At 37.7% G+C, this 16,769-nt stretch carries 14 protein-coding genes; 13 read left to right on the forward strand and 1 reads right to left on the reverse strand.

Annotated features, from left to right (window positions below; all coding sequences use genetic code 11):
• Nucleotide 1: 1 nt before the first annotated feature.
• The 12 genes from Q1B07_RS14755 (at nt 2) to Q1B07_RS14810 (ending at nt 13,522) form a co-directional block, all read left to right on the forward strand.
• On the forward strand, nt 2-433 hold the full coding sequence (locus Q1B07_RS14755; RefSeq protein WP_299093651.1) for a PTS sugar transporter subunit IIA: 432 nt from the start codon (nt 2-4) through the stop codon (nt 431-433).
• Between the two features lies 1 nt (nt 434).
• Nucleotides 435-1,571 (forward strand): mannitol-1-phosphate 5-dehydrogenase, encoded by a 1,137-nt coding sequence (locus Q1B07_RS14760; protein WP_299093653.1) that lies wholly within the window; start codon nt 435-437, stop codon nt 1,569-1,571.
• Nucleotides 1,572-1,653: 82 nt separating this feature from the next.
• Nucleotides 1,654-1,767, forward strand: a complete 114-nt coding sequence (locus tag Q1B07_RS14765; protein ID WP_299093684.1) for a hypothetical protein — start codon at nt 1,654-1,656, stop codon at nt 1,765-1,767.
• A 48-nt stretch (nt 1,768-1,815) separates the two neighbouring features.
• Nucleotides 1,816-2,712, forward strand: coding sequence for a myo-inosose-2 dehydratase (iolE, locus tag Q1B07_RS14770; protein WP_299093655.1), 897 nt, complete (start codon nt 1,816-1,818; stop codon nt 2,710-2,712).
• Between the two features lie 44 nt (nt 2,713-2,756).
• Nucleotides 2,757-3,584, forward strand: coding sequence for a sugar phosphate isomerase/epimerase (locus Q1B07_RS14775; protein WP_299093658.1), 828 nt, complete (start codon nt 2,757-2,759; stop codon nt 3,582-3,584).
• Nucleotides 3,585-4,118: 534 nt separating this feature from the next.
• On the forward strand, nt 4,119-5,555 hold the full coding sequence (locus Q1B07_RS14780) for a glycoside hydrolase family 1 protein (RefSeq protein ID WP_299093660.1): 1,437 nt from the start codon (nt 4,119-4,121) through the stop codon (nt 5,553-5,555).
• 385 nt (nt 5,556-5,940) lie between these two features.
• Nucleotides 5,941-7,143 carry a macrolide family glycosyltransferase gene (locus Q1B07_RS14785; RefSeq protein ID WP_299093662.1) on the forward strand — a complete coding sequence of 401 codons (1,203 nt, stop codon included), beginning with the start codon at nt 5,941-5,943 and terminating at the stop codon, nt 7,141-7,143.
• A 219-nt stretch (nt 7,144-7,362) separates the two neighbouring features.
• On the forward strand, nt 7,363-7,479 hold the full coding sequence (locus tag Q1B07_RS14790) for an RAxF-45 family protein (protein WP_299093685.1): 117 nt from the start codon (nt 7,363-7,365) through the stop codon (nt 7,477-7,479).
• A 179-nt stretch (nt 7,480-7,658) separates the two neighbouring features.
• Nucleotides 7,659-9,536 carry a ribosomal protection-like ABC-F family protein gene (gene abc-f, locus Q1B07_RS14795; RefSeq protein WP_299093664.1) on the forward strand — a complete coding sequence of 626 codons (1,878 nt, stop codon included), beginning with the start codon at nt 7,659-7,661 and terminating at the stop codon, nt 9,534-9,536.
• 308 nt (nt 9,537-9,844) lie between these two features.
• Complete coding sequence (locus Q1B07_RS14800; protein ID WP_299093665.1) at nt 9,845-10,609, forward strand: DeoR/GlpR family DNA-binding transcription regulator; 765 nt, start codon at nt 9,845-9,847, stop codon at nt 10,607-10,609.
• 273 nt (nt 10,610-10,882) lie between these two features.
• Nucleotides 10,883-12,592 carry a metallophosphoesterase gene (locus Q1B07_RS14805; protein ID WP_299093666.1) on the forward strand — a complete coding sequence of 570 codons (1,710 nt, stop codon included), beginning with the start codon at nt 10,883-10,885 and terminating at the stop codon, nt 12,590-12,592.
• Nucleotides 12,593-12,739: 147 nt separating this feature from the next.
• Nucleotides 12,740-13,522, forward strand: a complete 783-nt coding sequence (locus Q1B07_RS14810) for an HAD family hydrolase (RefSeq protein ID WP_299093668.1) — start codon at nt 12,740-12,742, stop codon at nt 13,520-13,522.
• Between the two features lie 40 nt (nt 13,523-13,562).
• Here the strand turns inward: Q1B07_RS14810 and Q1B07_RS14815 are convergent, their stop codons facing one another.
• Nucleotides 13,563-14,855: an aminotransferase class I/II-fold pyridoxal phosphate-dependent enzyme gene (locus tag Q1B07_RS14815; protein WP_299093669.1), complete on the reverse strand. Its 1,293-nt coding sequence runs from the start codon at nt 14,853-14,855 to the stop codon at nt 13,563-13,565.
• A 324-nt stretch (nt 14,856-15,179) separates the two neighbouring features.
• Here Q1B07_RS14815 and cls point away from each other — a divergent pair, with 324 nt between their 5' ends.
• Complete coding sequence (gene cls, locus Q1B07_RS14820) at nt 15,180-16,628, forward strand: cardiolipin synthase (RefSeq protein WP_299093671.1); 1,449 nt, start codon at nt 15,180-15,182, stop codon at nt 16,626-16,628.
• The last annotated feature ends 141 nt before the right edge of the window (nt 16,629-16,769 follow it).

Raw genomic sequence — 16,769 nt, forward strand, 5'->3', positions numbered from 1 at the left:
GATGAGTATTTTAAATGAAGCGAATATCCTATTAAATCAAAAATTAGCAAATAAAACAGAAGCGATTAAAGCAACAGGCCAAATTCTTGTTGACCGCGGCTATGTAAAAGCAGAATATATTGAGGCTATGCTTCAAAGAGAAGAAATGTCATCTACTTATATGGGGAACTTCATCGCGATTCCTCACGGTACTGAAGAAGCAAAAGCAGCGGTTCTGGAATCAGGTCTTTCCGTTATCCAAGCTCCAGAAGGTGTTGATTTTGGCGGCGGCAATATTGTCAAAATCTTAATCGGTATTGCGGGTAAAGGCAATGAGCACTTAGATATTCTTTCGAAAATCGCGATTGTTTGCTCAGAGGAAGAAAATGTTGAGAAATTAGTCCAAGCTGGATCAAAAGAGGAAATTCTTCAACTCCTTAGCGAGGTGAACTAAGGTGAAAGCAACGCATTTCGGAGCCGGAAATATCGGCAGAGGCTTCATCGGTCTTTTGCTGCAGCAATCTGGCTATGATGTAGCTTTTGTTGATGTTAATGCAGAGCTTATTAATGAAATCAATAAGGAAAAAGCATATCGCGTCATTCTAGCTAATGAACAAAAACAAGAGTTTCAGGTTAACGGGGTTTCAGGGATTAACAGCCAGCAACACCCAGAGGCTGTGATTGAAGCTATTGCAACTGCTGACCTTGTGACAACAGCGGTAGGACCGCATATTTTAAAATTTATTGCTCCACTTATTGCTGAAGGGCTAAAAAAACGAATGCAAGCAGCTAGTCAGCCTGTTAATATCATTGCTTGTGAAAACATGGTTGGCGGAAGCAGCGAGCTGAAAAAACATGTTCTTGAAGCATTAACTGAAGAGGAAGCAGCATGGGTACAGGAGCATGTTGGTTTTCCAAATTCAGCGGTAGACCGGATTGTACCGAATCAGCAAAATGAAAGCCCGCTTGACGTGTTAGTTGAGCCATTCCACGAATGGGTCATTGACTCCACTGCACTGAAAGGGGCAAAGCCTGAAATGAAGGGAGCACTTTTTGTCGATAATCTGCAGGCGTATATTGAGCGAAAACTATTTACTGTTAATACAGGCCACGCATCAACCGCCTATCTTGGAAATGCAGCAGGGTATGAAACCATTGCTGAAGCAATCAGTGATGAATCGATCAAGCAAAACGTGTTAGGCACACTTGAAGAAACGGGCAAGGTTCTAATAGCCAAATATGGTTTTGATCAAAGTGAACACGAGAAATACATTGAAAAAATCATCGGCCGTTTTTCCAACCCGTATATCGTTGACGACGTGAAACGTGTCGGCCGGGCCCCGCTTCGCAAGCTTGGCGCGAAAGATCGTTTGGTATCACCAGCACTTGAATACATGAAGCAATTCGATCAAGTGCCACAGCATTTAGTGAATGTGATCGTAGCAGCCCTTAAATTTGTTTCTGAGGAAGATCAGGAATCACTGACACTTAAAGAAATGGTTGAAGAAAAGGGAGCAGCCGCAGCATTTAGCGAAATCGCAGACTTAGCACCAGATCACCCGTTAGTTGTGAAGGTTGCTGAACAATCGTAAAAATATTGATCCACCGTATAGGTGGATTATTTTTATGAAAAAGAAAACCCTAGGCTTGGCCTAGGGTTCCAAAAAGATTGGTATAGTAGCATTCCTATTTGTCATGAAGTTTGTTCCAGAAACAAAAGGTAAAACATTAGAGGAAATTGAAGAAGAAATAACATCGAAAAAATCAAAAGTTCCAAAAGTATCATAGTGGTCTTTGGAGTATAGTATTTCTACAAATAAGAAGGAGTAAAAAGAGATGTTCGAGCATAACAAAATACATTTAGGAATTGCACCACTCGGGTGGAGCAATGATGATATGCCTGAACTTGGCCGTGATAATACGTTTGAACAGTGTATTAGTGAAATAGCACTTGCTGGTTTTGAGGGAACGGAAGTCGGCGTTAAATTTCCTGAAGATTCTGATATATTAAAGAGATATTTAGGAGTAAGGGGACTTCGTATAGCAAGTCAATGGTTTAGTTCGTATCTTTGTTCATCTTCATATGAAGAAAATGAAAAAGAGTTTTTGAAAACGCTAGACTTTTTAGAAAAGGTTGGCGCGAATAGAATTAATGTTTGTGAATTAACTCATTGTTTATTTGCTTCAGAACAATCAATGTTTGGGAAGAATAAGCCAATGGCAACAGATGAAGAATGGGATATGTTATGCACAGGTCTAGAACGACTCGGAAAAATAGCGAAAAATAGAGGTTTTACTTTATGTTATCACCATCATATGGCTACCATTGTTCAAACTATAGATGAAACGAAACGATTATTGGACCACACAAATCCCGAGTATGTTTCCCTTTGTTTTGATACCGGACATTTTGCATTTTCGAATGAAGATCCGAGAGAAGCTGCGAAGATGTTTGGAAAACGTATTGGTCATGTTCACTTAAAGGATATTCGCAAAGAAAAAATTGAAGAGGCAATAGAAGCCGGCTTTGGATTCAGAAAATCAGTTTTAGAAGGGTGTTTCACGATACCAGGAGACGGAAAGGTCGATTTTAAAAGCGTATTAAAGATAGTGGACGATTATGGGTATGAAGGATGGCTTATTGTAGAAGCAGAACAAAATCCAGCAATTGCTAACCCGTTTGAAAACGCTCTAAGAGCAAGACAGTTTATAAAGAAACTCATTCATATATAAATTGATTTAATTAAATAAGAGATCATTAGTTGGGAGGAAATTAAATGAGCAGAGATTATGGTTTATGTTTATGGCCGTTTGGGGATATTTCTGTTGAAGACAAATGTAAAATAGCGAAAGAGATTGGTGTAGATGGCGTAGAGGTTCAAGGAGATTTAACACAGGATCCGAAAGAACTAGCAAATATATTGTCCAGATATGAGTTAAAGGTCTTATCTGTTACGCCTGATAATGTGGATATTTCTTGTGCGAATGAAGATACGAGATTAAAAGCAGTACAATACTTTTTAGACTTATTAGATTGGGCGAGCGATTTAGGTGCAAATAGAATCTGTTTACATGGAGATGTAGGTAAAACAGCTGGATGTGGAGACCTTGATAAGGATTGGCAGCTTCTTGTAGAGAGTTCTAAAACAGTGATGGAGAAAGCAGAAGCTTTAAACATTGAAGTAGTATTTGAGGTGTTAAATCGCTATGAAAACCATCAAATTGTAACCAATCAAGAAGCTTTATGCTTAATCGATGCTGTAAATAGCCCGAATTTATTTGTTCTATTAGATGCCTATCATATGAATATAGAAGAAGCGGATCCGATTGACGCATTAAGAGAAGCAGGAAGTAAGTTGGGTGTTTATCATGTAGCAGATTCCAATCGTCAAGGCATAGGAAATGGCCATGCCAATATAAAAGCCCAGATAGAGGCATTACATGAAATAAATTATACTGGGCCAATCATTATGGAGATGATGGCAGAAGGTCCAAATCCTTTTACAGCAGTTAAAGGAGAAGATTATCTTCAGGTTCTCACCAATTATTACAAAACTTCTTTAGAAAAACTAAAAGCATGGGATCATTCAAAAATAGTAAGTTAATAGATTACTGAAAAAGATAAAAATACTTAGATTTTAAAACGACTTATTGCTAAATTTTTATAGTGTAGTGAAAGATCTTTCTTCCAAAATAAAACAACTATATTTTTAACCCCGTCCTAAATTTAGAACGGGGTTATTCACTTTACATTTTGAAGATAAAATCTCGATTACGAAGATAAATCGTCAAAAACTTACACTAATCCTGGTTGTAAAGCACTAAATTAAAAATAGCAATCTTTTGAAAATAGCTATGTTAATATTCATTGTTGATTAAAGCGGAACTCAACAGGCTTGTTTAACCGAGTAATTATTCATTCATTTTAGCACAATGGCATCCTAAGTTACACTGTGTTACGTCTAAGAAACAAATCACTTCCGTTGTTACGATTAACTAGATATACCTGAATTATTTACGATTCATTTTCTGACCGGTAAGATGTCTAATATAGTCTCTTTGAAAGAAAAAATGGTTATAAATTTACACAACAAACAAATGCTAATCATTATTAGTTGAAGATATTGGGAGGTAATTTAATGAAACCATTTCAATTCCCGAAAGGCTTTTTATGGGGAGGAGCAACAGCTGCCAATCAAATTGAAGGCGGCTTTGGTGAAGGAAATAAAGGATTAAATATTGCTGATGTTCTTCCAGGCGGAAAAGAAAGACTTGCCGTTTTACAAACTCCTGGCTTTAATTTTGAAATCGACCGTGAAAAATACAGCTATCCAAACCATGAAGCGATTGATTTCTATCATCGTTATAAGGAAGATATTGCTCTATTTGCAGAAATGGGATTCAAGGTTTTCCGTATGTCGATTGCTTGGACGAGAATTTTCCCGAATGGCAATGAGCTTGAAGCAAATGAAGAAGGCTTAGCCTTTTATGACCGTGTATTTGATGAATTGCATAAATATGGAATTGAACCAGTTGTCACCATATCTCACTATGAAATGCCGTTAAATCTTGTAAAAGAGTACGGCGGCTGGAGAAGCCGCGAAGTTGTTACCTTCTTTGAACGATATGTGAATGCGATCTTCAATCGATATAAAAACAAAGTGAAATATTGGATGACCTTTAATGAAATCAATAGCGGGTTTGTGATGCCGATACAGGGGCTTGGGTTCGCGATTCAAAAGGAGGAAGACAAATACCAGCCAACATTTCAGGCATTCCACCACCAATTTGTTGCCAGTGCGATTGCGGTAAAAGCGTGTCATGAAATCATTCCCGACGCGAAAATTGGCTGTATGATTTTATATGCACCTGTTTATTCTTTTGATTCAAACCCGGAAAATGTCATGTATGCACTCCAAGAGGAACGCCTATTTAATTATTTCTGTGCAGATGTTCAAGTAAGAGGAGAATATCCAGCGTTCATTAACCGTTATTTTGAAGAGCACCAAATTGAATTAGATATTCAAGAAGGTGATCTGGAATTAATAAAAGAGGGAACGGTTGACTATATCGGATTTAGCTATTATATGTCCAGAACCGAGAAAAAAGAGAAGACAGAGCTTGAAAAATCACAAGGGAATCTCATCGGAGGCGTGAAGAATCCGTTCCTAAAAGCAAGTGATTGGGGCTGGGAAATCGACCCAATGGGACTGCGCATCAGCTTAAACCAATTATATGACCGCTACAGAGTACCGCTATTCGTTGTCGAAAATGGCTTAGGAGCCTACGACAAAGTCGAAGAAGACGGCTCAATCAATGATGATTATCGCATTGATTTCCTTCGTGAACACATTAAAGCCATGGGTGAAGCCATCAAAGACGGTGTGAACTTAATGGGCTATACAAGCTGGGGCTGCATTGACCTTGTCAGTGCTTCATCAGGCGAGTTTTCAAAACGGTACGGATACATTTACGTGGACAAACATGATGACGGCAGCGGGACATTGGAACGCAAAAAGAAAAAATCGTTCTTCTGGTATAAAGATGTGATTGCGTCAAATGGGGAGAAGTTATAAGAAAAAGGTTAGTGTTGTGATTTTTAAATAACATATCAGGACTCTTAGGATTCTACTAGAACCTCTACCTTTCTTAATATAAACCTAAATGAAAACATCCTTCGGGGTGTTTTTTGTTTTTATGAGAGGAGAAAAATGGTGTTTCATTCAACAAAAGGGCCAGATGGAACTTAAATTGGATATTTATACAAAAAATAGATATAGTGAAGGGGTATACTTTGGAATAGCACTGCTCTGAAATGATCTCTTTTGATGCAATAAAAATTACAAAGGGATATACTATTGAATTTAATTTCATTATACTCGAGTTGAGCATTTGTAGGGAAATTCCCAATGACTCTGTCACAATCTGCTGAACAGTTACTTAAGGAGTGGAGTGATTATAATGGCACGCGTTTTATTTATTAATGGTGGTGCAGAAGGACATATCAATCCAACGATTGGAGTTGTGCAAGAGCTTATTTCGCGTGGAGAAGAGGTCGTGTACTTTACGACAGAAGCTTTTCGAGAACGTATTGAGAAGACAGGAGCTACTGTACGAACATTTGACGGTGAAAAATTTATCCAAGCTTTTATCTCAGGTGGAAGAAATTATTTAATCGAAAGAATCAATGGTCTTTTGCGTACGGCAGATATCATGATACCTAGTGTCCTGGAGCAAATCAAGGGGGAATATTTTGATTATATCATTCATGATTCCATGTTTGGGTGCGGACGTTTACTTGCCCAAATACTTAAACTTCCGGCCATTAATTCATGTACCTCATTTGCACAGACAGAAGCATTATTTGATAAAATGCTGAAACATCTTTCACAAAATATCCCAACAGAAATTGAAAAAAAGATAAATGATGATTATCAAAACCTGAAAACAACTATTGAAGAAAAATATGATGTTGAAATCCGGTCTCCCTTTGACGTTTTTTGTAATCCTGCAGCGCTCACAATTATTTATACAACTAGGGAGTTTCAACCCTCTGGAGAAACATTTGATCAAACATACAAATTTGTAGGTCCATCCATCTCTTTACGATCATCGCAAGCAAACTTCGACCTTGCAGCAATCAAGGGAAAAAGCTTAATTTACATTTCTCTGGGTACTGTCTTTAACCAAGCAATTGATTTCTATAAGCTTTGTTTTAAGGCATTTGGGAGTACTGAACATACCGTTGTCATGTCAATTGGGAATCAAACCCAAATAGTTGAATTGGGAGAGATCCCCTCAAACTTCATTGTGGAAAATTACGTTCCACAAACCGAAGTACTAAAATACACTAAATTATTTATCACACATGGAGGAATGAACAGTACCAATGAAGGTTTCTATTATGGGGTACCGCTAATTGTTATCCCGCAAAGTGCGGATCAGCCGATCATCGCCGGGCAAGTTGCCAAAATCGGAGCAGGTATTCAATTACAAATGCAAAATTTGACGGCAAATCAATTATATGAAGCTGCAGATCATGTGTTAAACCACCCATCTTTCTATAAAGCTGTTGCAAATATGAGGGAATCCTTTCAAAAATCGGGTGGATATCTCCAAGCTGTTGATGAGATTTTCAAATTTAAAAATGAATATGATATCTAAAGACTAATCGTTCAATAGGCGAGTCCTCTTGTATTGAGCCATAAAAAAATTGAACAGTTTTGTTTTTTAGTACTGCCTTTTTGCGATTGATCCGTGAAACTGAATCACAAATCTTAACAATTGTATTATTTTCTTAAAATGGTAGTCGGAACCCCCTTGAAAAATGAAAGTAAAGGGAATAAAATGGAAGAGAATAATCATGAACGGAGGTGGGGAAGGATGTTAAATCAAGCTGTTTTAGTGCACGGTTTCTGGACGGAATTTTTATATCTTAACCGTGCAAAATTTGCTGCATCAATTGTTAACGGGATACGTATGCCCTTTTTTAGCAATTGAATAGCAAATCTAAAACGGTGAAAACATCTCTTAACCCACATTATATCAGGACAGGTAAAGGAGAGCTTTTTCATGCTCTCTTTTTTCATGCCATCATAAGTCCTAATTCTTTGAGCCATGGGAGGTTGTGTCTTCCCATGGTTTTTTGTGTACTTTTTTATTCAAGGAGGAAAATGAACATGATCGCATGCAGTGTATACCAAGCAGGTAAAATGTGTGGTGGGACTTCCATTTTTGAAAATATATCATTTGAAATTCACGAAAAGGATCGGGTTGGTTTAGTCGGGAAAAATGGAAGTGGGAAAACAACGTTATTTCGTTTACTAGCTGGTGAAGAAAAACCTGAATCGGGCCAAATACATTGGAAAAAAGGAATTGAAATTGGCTATCTTGAGCAAATTCCAAACTTTCCTGGAGAATCAACGACTAAGGATGTTTTGAAAACAGCTTTTTCAGAACTTTTCCAAATAGAAGAAAAAATGAAGAAACTTGAGGTTGAAATGGGGAAGGAAACAAACGGAGAGAAACTACAAAAATTAATCGATGATTATGGGAATCTCCAGGACCATTTTGCATTAAAAGGGGGATATGAAATCGAGGCAAATATTGAGAAAATTGTTAACGGTCTAAACATTCATGATCTACTTGATAATTTATTTGGCAAATTAAGCGGCGGAGAAAAAACGAAGGTTGGCTTAGCCCTTATGCTTCTCAAAAAACCAGACTTTTTATTATTGGATGAACCGACCAATCATTTAGATTTAATGGCGGTGGAATGGCTTGGCGGCTTTTTGCAAGATTATAGTGGAACGGTTGTCGTCATTTCTCATGATCGCTATTTTCTTGATGAGGTTGTAAATAAAATATTGAATTTGGAGGATGGAGAAATTGAATGCTATCCTACAGATTTTTCTGGCTTTGTGAAAGAAAAAGAGGAACGGCTTCTAAGAGAATTCCAAGCATATGAAGAGCAGCAAAAGAAAATAAAGAAAATGAAGGAAGCTATTAAACGGCTAAGAGAGTGGGCGAACAGAGCCAATCCACCTAATGAAGGTCTTCATAAACGTGCGAGAAATATGGAAAGAGCATTAGAAAGAATGGAAAAACTGAATCGTCCCAAATTAAATCGAAAGAAAATGAATCTTGAGATGGATGCTTCTGATCGAAGTGGAAATGACGTCATTATGCTTACTGGTATATCAAAATGTTTTGGAGAAAAACCATTGTTTGAAAAAGTCCAAATGCATGTGACTTATCAAGAACGAGTTGCTATTGTCGGAGAGAATGGAACGGGAAAATCAACTTTAATCAAACTTATTATGGGGCACCTGCAAGCTGATGGAGGAGAAGTAAGGTTAGGTAGTAACGTAAAGATTGGTTACTTATCTCAAAACATTTTTTCTGATATTGAAAATGAAACAATCATTGAGGCATTTCGCAATGAGGTCAGGGTGACAGAGGGGGAAGCAAGACATATCTTGGCTAGGTTTTTATTTTATGGCCATATGGTTTTTCGAAAAGTTTCTCAGCTCAGTGGAGGGGAAAAAATGAGGCTACGCTTAGCCCAACTTATGTATCAAGACATTAATTTGCTCATTTTAGATGAGCCAACTAACCATTTAGATATTGAATCTCAAGAAGTTTTAGAAGAAACTCTTGAAGATTATAACGGAACGATATTAGCCGTCTCTCACGATCGTTATTTCCTGAATAAGTTATTTGAGAAGATTTATTGGATTGACTCAAATGAAGTTCATTGTTTCAAAGGGAACTACAATTGGGCTAAGGAGAAGATGGTCTTGAGAAAAAGCAGGACGAGACATGTAACAGTAGAAAAAAATAAAAAGAAAGCACCTGCTTTGAAGAACACGATAGATCAAAAGAATGTCAAGTATGAATACGTGGAAAAGGATTTAGAAAGGGTAGAACAAAAGATTTCAGAGTTGGATAGAAGGTTAGAGGAAATTCAAGAATTGGAGCATTTACAACAACTATATAAAGAAAAGGAGGAACTTGAGAGGCAGTGGGAAGAACTTTATGAACAACTTGATAAATAACTAACCAAATTGATTTAACAAAAATGGCAGAAGCAGAAAAGCGTTTGACATCCAGCATCGACTCCTAGCCCTCGGGAATAGAAGGTAAAGAATACCTTCTATTCCGAGCGCCTTATTTGCCCTTGGCCTGAGCAAGGTGCTTGCGCTTTTCTTGATGAAGGAATCTCTAAAATCTTTGTACTTTGGAGGGGGACTGGTGCTACTCTTCATATCCTATGTAAATGAAATAAAGAACAGTTATTTGTATATGGTTGTAAATTATTTCAATTAGTTGTATTTTATTGTTATAAGGTGATAGGAGTGGGGCTATGTTTGCACAGCAACGGTATAATGATATTTTAGATCTCCTGAATGAAAACGGGTCAGTGAAAGTTTCGGCCTTAATAAAACGTTTTGGAGTTTCGTTTGAAACAGTAAGAAGAGACTTAGAATATCTTGAAAAAGAAGGATATTTAAAACGGGTTCACGGCGGTGCCGTCTTAGATGAGGTAAACAGTGTTGAGTTGACCTTTACAACGCGTGAAACGAAATATACTGCAGAAAAGAAGGAGATTGCGGAGATCGCTACAAGGTTTGTTTCGGAAGGCCAATCGATTGCAATGGATGTTAGTACAACGAACACTGAGATTGCTAAAGCTTTCAAAAAAAAGTTCGAACGATTGACCATATTAACGAATTCATTACCCATTGCGAATGAGTTGGCAGAGATGCCGAATTATACAATCATTCTCCCTGGAGGAGTTTTAAGAAACCAAGAGCTTTGTCTAGTAGGAGATATGGCTGAAAAATTTATTTCTCAATTTTTTATTGATACGTTTTTTATGAGTATGAGCGGTGTTTCTTTGACACAAGGACTAACAGATTATGGTATAGGTGAAATCCAATTAAAAAGTCAAATGTTAAAACAGGCTCAAAAAGCAATTGTTGTTGCAGACAGCAGCAAGTTTGATGTTGTTTCGCTAATGAAAGTATGTGACATTGACCAAGTTGATTCCATCATAACGGATTCAAATTTAAGTGAGAAAATCCGAGATAAGTATATAAATAATGGAATCCAAATCATAAATAAGTAAAAATAGCAGAATGATAAGCCTCCCAACAATGGCGGGAGGCTGTTTTTTATATGCAAATGTTGAATTGGTTGTGTTTAATTGAAATTTAATGTTTATTTAGAATAAATTTACATAGAATTCACAATAAATGCACATTCTTTCGATAATATGTACTTAATTAATAGATTAACTAATTAGGTGGGTGTTGCTCCTTAAAGATTGATAAGGTATTAGATCCATTCTTTTTTAAAGAGATTTATCATAAGAAAAATTTTTGATAGGGGATTTTAAAAAGTGGCAAATGAATTTGAATTTCAAGATGAACAGATCGAATCAAAAGAAAAGAAATTTACCAGGCGAAAATTTTTAGAGGGAACAACAAAGGTTGCAGGGCTTTCTTTAGGAATGGCGTTGGTTAATCCAATGAGCAATTTAACCGTTTTTGCTGCTGATGATAAAGAGAAGGGTGATCATCGCAATAAGCCTATTCTTGTGTTTCCTGTCATAAGTGATGTACATATTAAAAAGACTGGTACGAAGGATATACAGAAGTTTAGCAATACCCTTCAGCAGTTGAATGAAGTTGTACCTAAGCAAGATGCTTTCGTTGTTGTCGGTGATTTAACTGACAATGGATTTACAGAAGAATACGATCGATTTATGTCTGTATATAATGCCGGAAAACAACCACAAGCAGTTTCTTTAATGGCCATTGGAAACCACGATTACTGGAATGGATTATCCGTAGCTGATGCGCAAAAGCTTTTCTTTAAGAAAACAGGGATGGAATCGATTTATTTCCATAAAGTGATTAAAGGATATCATTTTATTATTCTCGGAACTGAGGATGGAAATACAGAGGGGACTTTTTCCGTAAAGCAAATTAACTGGCTCGGTGAAAAATTAAAGCAAGCAAAAGCCGAGGATCCTAAAAAACCAATTTTTGTTTTCCATCACCAGCCAATTAAAGATACGATTTATGGTAGTGAGTGGGGCTTCTCAGAAAATAGAGATCTTTTTTACAACACATTAAAGGAATATCCGCAGGCGATCACGTTTTCTGGTCACACCCATTATCCATTAGATGATCCAAGAATTATTCATCAAAAAGATTTTACAACTGTAGGTACTTCTACAGGCTCTTATATATGGCTTGATGCTGGAAGAATTCAAGGGGAAGTGCCTGAGGGTGCTGATTTTCTTAATCAAGCTCTCATTGTAGAGGTATATTATAACAAAGTCATCATTAAACGTCGTGATATCCATAACAATGACTGGACAGGTGAGCCGTTTGTTATTAGCTCTCCTGCCGATAAGAATAAGTTCCTTTATACTGAAAAAAGAGCGGATAAAACGGCTCCCTACTTTGAAAAAGATGCAAAGCTTACGATCGTCCAACCAACTTTAACGGGATTAACGATCGCTTTTAGCCAAGCGAAAGACAATCTTCTTGTCCATGATTATAAAATCGTAGCCAGAAACTTGGGGACTGGAAAAGCAGAGAAGGAATTCCTTGCCTTTTCAGAATTCTATAAAGATTTTGTGCCAAATCCGTTAGTGCTAAATCTTGAAGGATTAAAACCTAATACTAAATATGAGCTTGAAGTACAAGCACTTGATGCCTATGGAAATGGAAGTAAGACTTCATTAAAAGCAACAGGTAAAACCCTGCAAGGAGAAGTGGAGGAAGTATCGATCACCTTATCAAAAGACTCATTAAATGGAACAGCGGATACAGTAGAAGTCACGGTAGAAAATGCTCGAGTTCCTCAAAGTGACTGGATCGGATTATATGAAGTAAATGAAGAGCCGGGAGGTCCAGCTTCCATCTGGTGGATGTATACAAAAGTAGAAAATGGAACCTTTAAAGTAACGTATAATCCAAAAGATAATAAATATCCAGACCGATACAAGGAAGGTTCAACCTATAAATTCGTTTATTTCTATGGCAGTGGTTATGATGCTGTTGCTTCAGCCACATTTACTGTTGGCAGCAAAGGATAGGAGGAATATGTCTTTATTTAAAGAAGACTATGAAAATAAGAATGGAAAGCCTGCTCGAAAAAAATATTTGAGGGTTGAATAAAAGGATAAAACAACCAGTCATCTGAACGTGGGCAGAGCAACTTGAAAAGGCTGGTATAAATTAAGATGAACAAAATAAAAGGAATCTTATTCGATAAAGATGGAACTCTCATTGATTTTCATTCAATATGGGTACCCGTTGCATTAGACCTAGTTGATCAGTTATTAGTTAAAGTTGCAGCGGATAAGAACGATGATTTGAAAAGGGACTTATTAAAATCGATCGGGGTTGAAGAGGAGCTCATTTCCGCTGATGGTATTTTAGCTTCAGGTACAACTCGCGACATCACTCATGCATTTGAGGCTATTCTTCAAAAACATGGTTTTGTTTTCCGTTCTTCTCAGTCATTATACGAGTGGACAACGGAAAGATTGTTGGCTTCAACAAGGAATCACGTTGAAAACATTCAACCGGCTGCAGACTTAAAATCATTACTACAAGGACTTACTGATCGAGGGGTTGCAATAGGAATTGCAACAGCAGATGATTATGAAACAACAAAAATCTGCTTAGAGAAGCTTCAAGTTGAACAATACTTTGGGTTTATTGGAACATCAGATCGATATGAGAAAAAACCTAATCCATTCATGTTAGAGGCATTTTGCAGCCAATTTCAGTTGATGCCGGAGGAAGTGGTGATGGTTGGTGATACAATCGTAGATATATTGTTCGCAAAAAATGCGGCTGCAGGACTGGCAATTGGCGTTTTATCAGGAGCAAGCAAGAAGGAGCACCTTGAGCCTGAGGCAGACATGATTCTTCCATCTGTACGTGACCTTATTACTGTAGATGGCCGGCTTGTCTGGGATACGCTAACAAGTGAATCGATCTCGGTCAAGAACTCGTAAATTGAAATGGGGCTGACCAATTGGGTCAGCCTCATTCTATTTATTGCAGGTCTGCTGCACCTTTTGCAATTAGATCAAATAATTCCTCAATATCAGATTCCTCTACACAAGAGAAGGCGATGCGAAGATCTGTAGAGTTGATTGAGATTGTTCCAACACCGTATTTGTCTAAAAGGTGGACACGAAGCTCTTCAGCATCAATGTTGTGAAGCTTTAAGCACATAAAGTAGCCTGAATTGAATGGATAATAAGTCCAGTATTTTTTGTAATCCTCTTTTGCAAGAACCTCTTTTGTTTTATCGGCTCTGCTTTTCATTAGCTCAAACTTTTGTTGTTTTTCATTTTGGAACTCATTGGATTGCAATGATTGCAGAATAATTGTTTGTGAAGGGTGTGAACCGCTTGAAATCGTTCCGCGAATAATTCCTTTTGTTTTTTGCTCCAATGCGTTCAGAATCGCAGCGCTTTTGCTTGCATAAGTGATAAAGCCTACACGGAAGCCCCATACGTAGTTTTCCTTTGTCGCCCCATCTACTTTAACCGCGAGAATGCGCGGGTGAGCATCTGCTAATAAGCTAAAGATCGATTCCTTCATTGAATCCTCGTAAAATAATCCGAAATACGCATCATCAATCAGTGTAATAATGTTTAAGCCATCTTCTGCCGCTTCTTTAAGAACAGCTGCAATTTCCTGTGCTTCTGATTCAAGAGGTGTATAGCCAGTTGGGTTGTTCGGGAAGTTTAATAACACGACAACTTTCCCAGCTGCCTTTTGCGCTTGAATCGCTTCTTTTAAGCCGGCCACATTAAAGCCTTCCGCTTCATTAAATAGAGGGAATGTATTCATTGTTCCGCCGCGGCGAACTTTGAACGTAATATTATAGTTTCCCCAATATTTGTCCGGTACGATAACAGGAGTGCCTTCATCAACAAATAAGTCAGCAACAATACTTAAACCATGTGTTAGAGCATTTGTAACAATCGGTGTTCCCATTACTTCTTCATTCAAGCTTGGATTGTCAGCGAGAATTTTTTTCTTCCATGCGCTTCTGAGGTCCTCTTTTCCTTGCGGAGCAGCGTAAGGAAAAAGATCTTTAGGCGCTACTTTATCACCGAACATGTCTTGAATGTGTTTAAAATGCATCGGCTGATTGTTTTCCGTTGCGATCCCGATCGTTGCATTAAAACGATGAGCTTTTTTACCTGCTTCCGCAGATTGGCTCAAAATTCCCTTTGGATAAAATAATTCTTTCCCAAGCTGGGACAGCATATCATAGACGTATTCGTTATCTTCTTTAATTGCATTATTTAATGCTTGTGCTAACTCATTCATTCCTTGTTTTCACCTCTATGGAAAATTAAATGTTTTGAAAATTCATTAAGAGATATTTTATCATACTAAAGATTGTTCTCACAGTGTATTCAAAAAAATTTAATACGGAAAGTTTTGTTGGATTCACATTAACATTTAATGGCAAGTCTAGTTACCTTAACTTTTATTTCACGTTATACTAATAGGGGGAAACTATAAGTGAATATTCCTTAGTATACTCCTATTGAGTACAGAGTGGGATATACTAGAGATCATTTTTATGAAACAATTTTGAACATGGGGCAGTTTCCTACCCCTTAATTCAGACGCAAATGAGGAATAGACATGCATATTATCTCAATTTTACTAGGAATTATTATCTTTCTTAACATCGCTTTTGCCGTTGTCATGATTTTTCGTGAACGAAGAGATGCATCCTCATCATGGGCATGGCTGCTCGTGCTATTTTTTATCCCGTTGCTGGGCTTCGTCCTCTATCTCCTATTCGGGCAAAATTTAAGCCGCTACCACATGTTCCAGTGGGAGGACCGGAAAAAGCTTGGAATCGAACGGTTGTTAAGCAGTCAATTGGAGCAAATTCGCAATGATACATTTGAGTTCCGCAATGAAACCGAGCGAGATTACAAGCAGCTTATTTATATGCATTTAATGAATAATGATGCGGTGTTAACAAAAGACAATCTTGTTGATGTCTTTACTGATGGGAATAAAAAGTTTGCGAAGCTGCTGGAGGATATTGAACAGGCAAAGGATCATATCCATCTGCAATATTATATTTTTAAAAAGGATCAGCTTGGCAAGCAGCTTCTGGAGGCATTAACGAAAAAGGCGAAGCAGGGTGTGAAGGTACGAATTTTATATGATGATTTGGGTTCGAGAGGATTGCGGCGCTCCTTTTTTGCTAAGCTAAGAGCGGCTGGCGGAGAGGTTGAAGTGTTTTTTCCATCAAAGCTAAGGTGGATCAACCTGCGCCTTAACTATCGTAATCATCGGAAATTGGTCATCATTGACGGTCAAATTGGCTATGTTGGCGGCTTTAATGTTGGTGATGAGTATCTTGGGCTTGATCCGAAGTTCGGCTATTGGCGTGACACACATTTAAGGATTCAGGGTCCTGCCGTATATGCTGTGCAGACCCGATTTATCTTAGATTGGAATCAGGCAGCACATAAACGGAAAATTCCTTACTTGCCAGAGCATTTTCCAGAGCCGGTGCGAAAGGGAGATAGCAGCATACAAATTGTCACTAGCGGCCCTGATTCAGAATGGGAGCAAATAAAACACGGCTATATCAAAATGATATCTACCGCGAAAAGAACAATTTGCATTCAGACGCCGTATTTTATTCCTGATGCCAGCTTGCTTGATGCCTTGAAAATTGCCTGCTTATCTGGTGTTGAGGTTAAGCTGATGATTCCGAACAAACCTGATCACCCATTTGTTTATTGGGCAACGCTGTCCTATGTCGGAGAAATGCTCAGCTCAGGTGCACGAGTATTTATTTATGATCATGGATTTATCCATGCAAAAACAATTGTCGTTGACCATGAAATCTCATCTGTCGGCACAGCAAATATTGATATGAGAAGCTTCCGATTAAATTTTGAAGTCAATGCGTTTCTTTATGATCCTGAGATTGCGAAAAAACTCCATGATGTCTTTCATGACGATATCGCATTATCTCGTGAGCTGACACTAGAGGACTATGATCAGCGTTCAAAACTGATTCGATTTAAAGAATCAATTTCACGATTGCTTTCGCCAATATTATAAAAGGAGGTTGTCTCAAAAAGGTCTAACCTTTTGTTTTGAGGCAATCTTTTTTTTAGGTTTAAAAGAGTACGCATAAAAATGGGATGCTATTTTGCAAAACAAACGAAAGCAGCCTCTCGTTTTATGATATAATGAAAGCGT

Source organism: uncultured Metabacillus sp. (assembly GCF_947503125.1).
GTDB lineage: Bacteria > Bacillota > Bacilli > Bacillales > Bacillaceae > Metabacillus.

Coding starts and splice junctions, on each gene's coding strand:
- Q1B07_RS14780 (WP_299093660.1), top strand. CDS start 4,119: ATGAAACCATTTCAATTCCCGAAAGGCTTTTTATGGGGAGGAGCAACA.
- abc-f (WP_299093664.1), top strand. CDS start 7,659: ATGATCGCATGCAGTGTATACCAAGCAGGTAAAATGTGTGGTGGGACT.
- Q1B07_RS14755 (WP_299093651.1), top strand. CDS start 2: ATGAGTATTTTAAATGAAGCGAATATCCTATTAAATCAAAAATTAGCA.
- Q1B07_RS14775 (WP_299093658.1), top strand. CDS start 2,757: ATGAGCAGAGATTATGGTTTATGTTTATGGCCGTTTGGGGATATTTCT.
- Q1B07_RS14800 (WP_299093665.1), top strand. CDS start 9,845: ATGTTTGCACAGCAACGGTATAATGATATTTTAGATCTCCTGAATGAA.
- Q1B07_RS14815 (WP_299093669.1), bottom strand. CDS start 14,855: ATGAATGAGTTAGCACAAGCATTAAATAATGCAATTAAAGAAGATAAC.
- Q1B07_RS14790 (WP_299093685.1), top strand. CDS start 7,363: ATGTTAAATCAAGCTGTTTTAGTGCACGGTTTCTGGACGGAATTTTTA.
- Q1B07_RS14810 (WP_299093668.1), top strand. CDS start 12,740: ATGAACAAAATAAAAGGAATCTTATTCGATAAAGATGGAACTCTCATT.
- iolE (WP_299093655.1), top strand. CDS start 1,816: ATGTTCGAGCATAACAAAATACATTTAGGAATTGCACCACTCGGGTGG.
- cls (WP_299093671.1), top strand. CDS start 15,180: ATGCATATTATCTCAATTTTACTAGGAATTATTATCTTTCTTAACATC.
- Q1B07_RS14785 (WP_299093662.1), top strand. CDS start 5,941: ATGGCACGCGTTTTATTTATTAATGGTGGTGCAGAAGGACATATCAAT.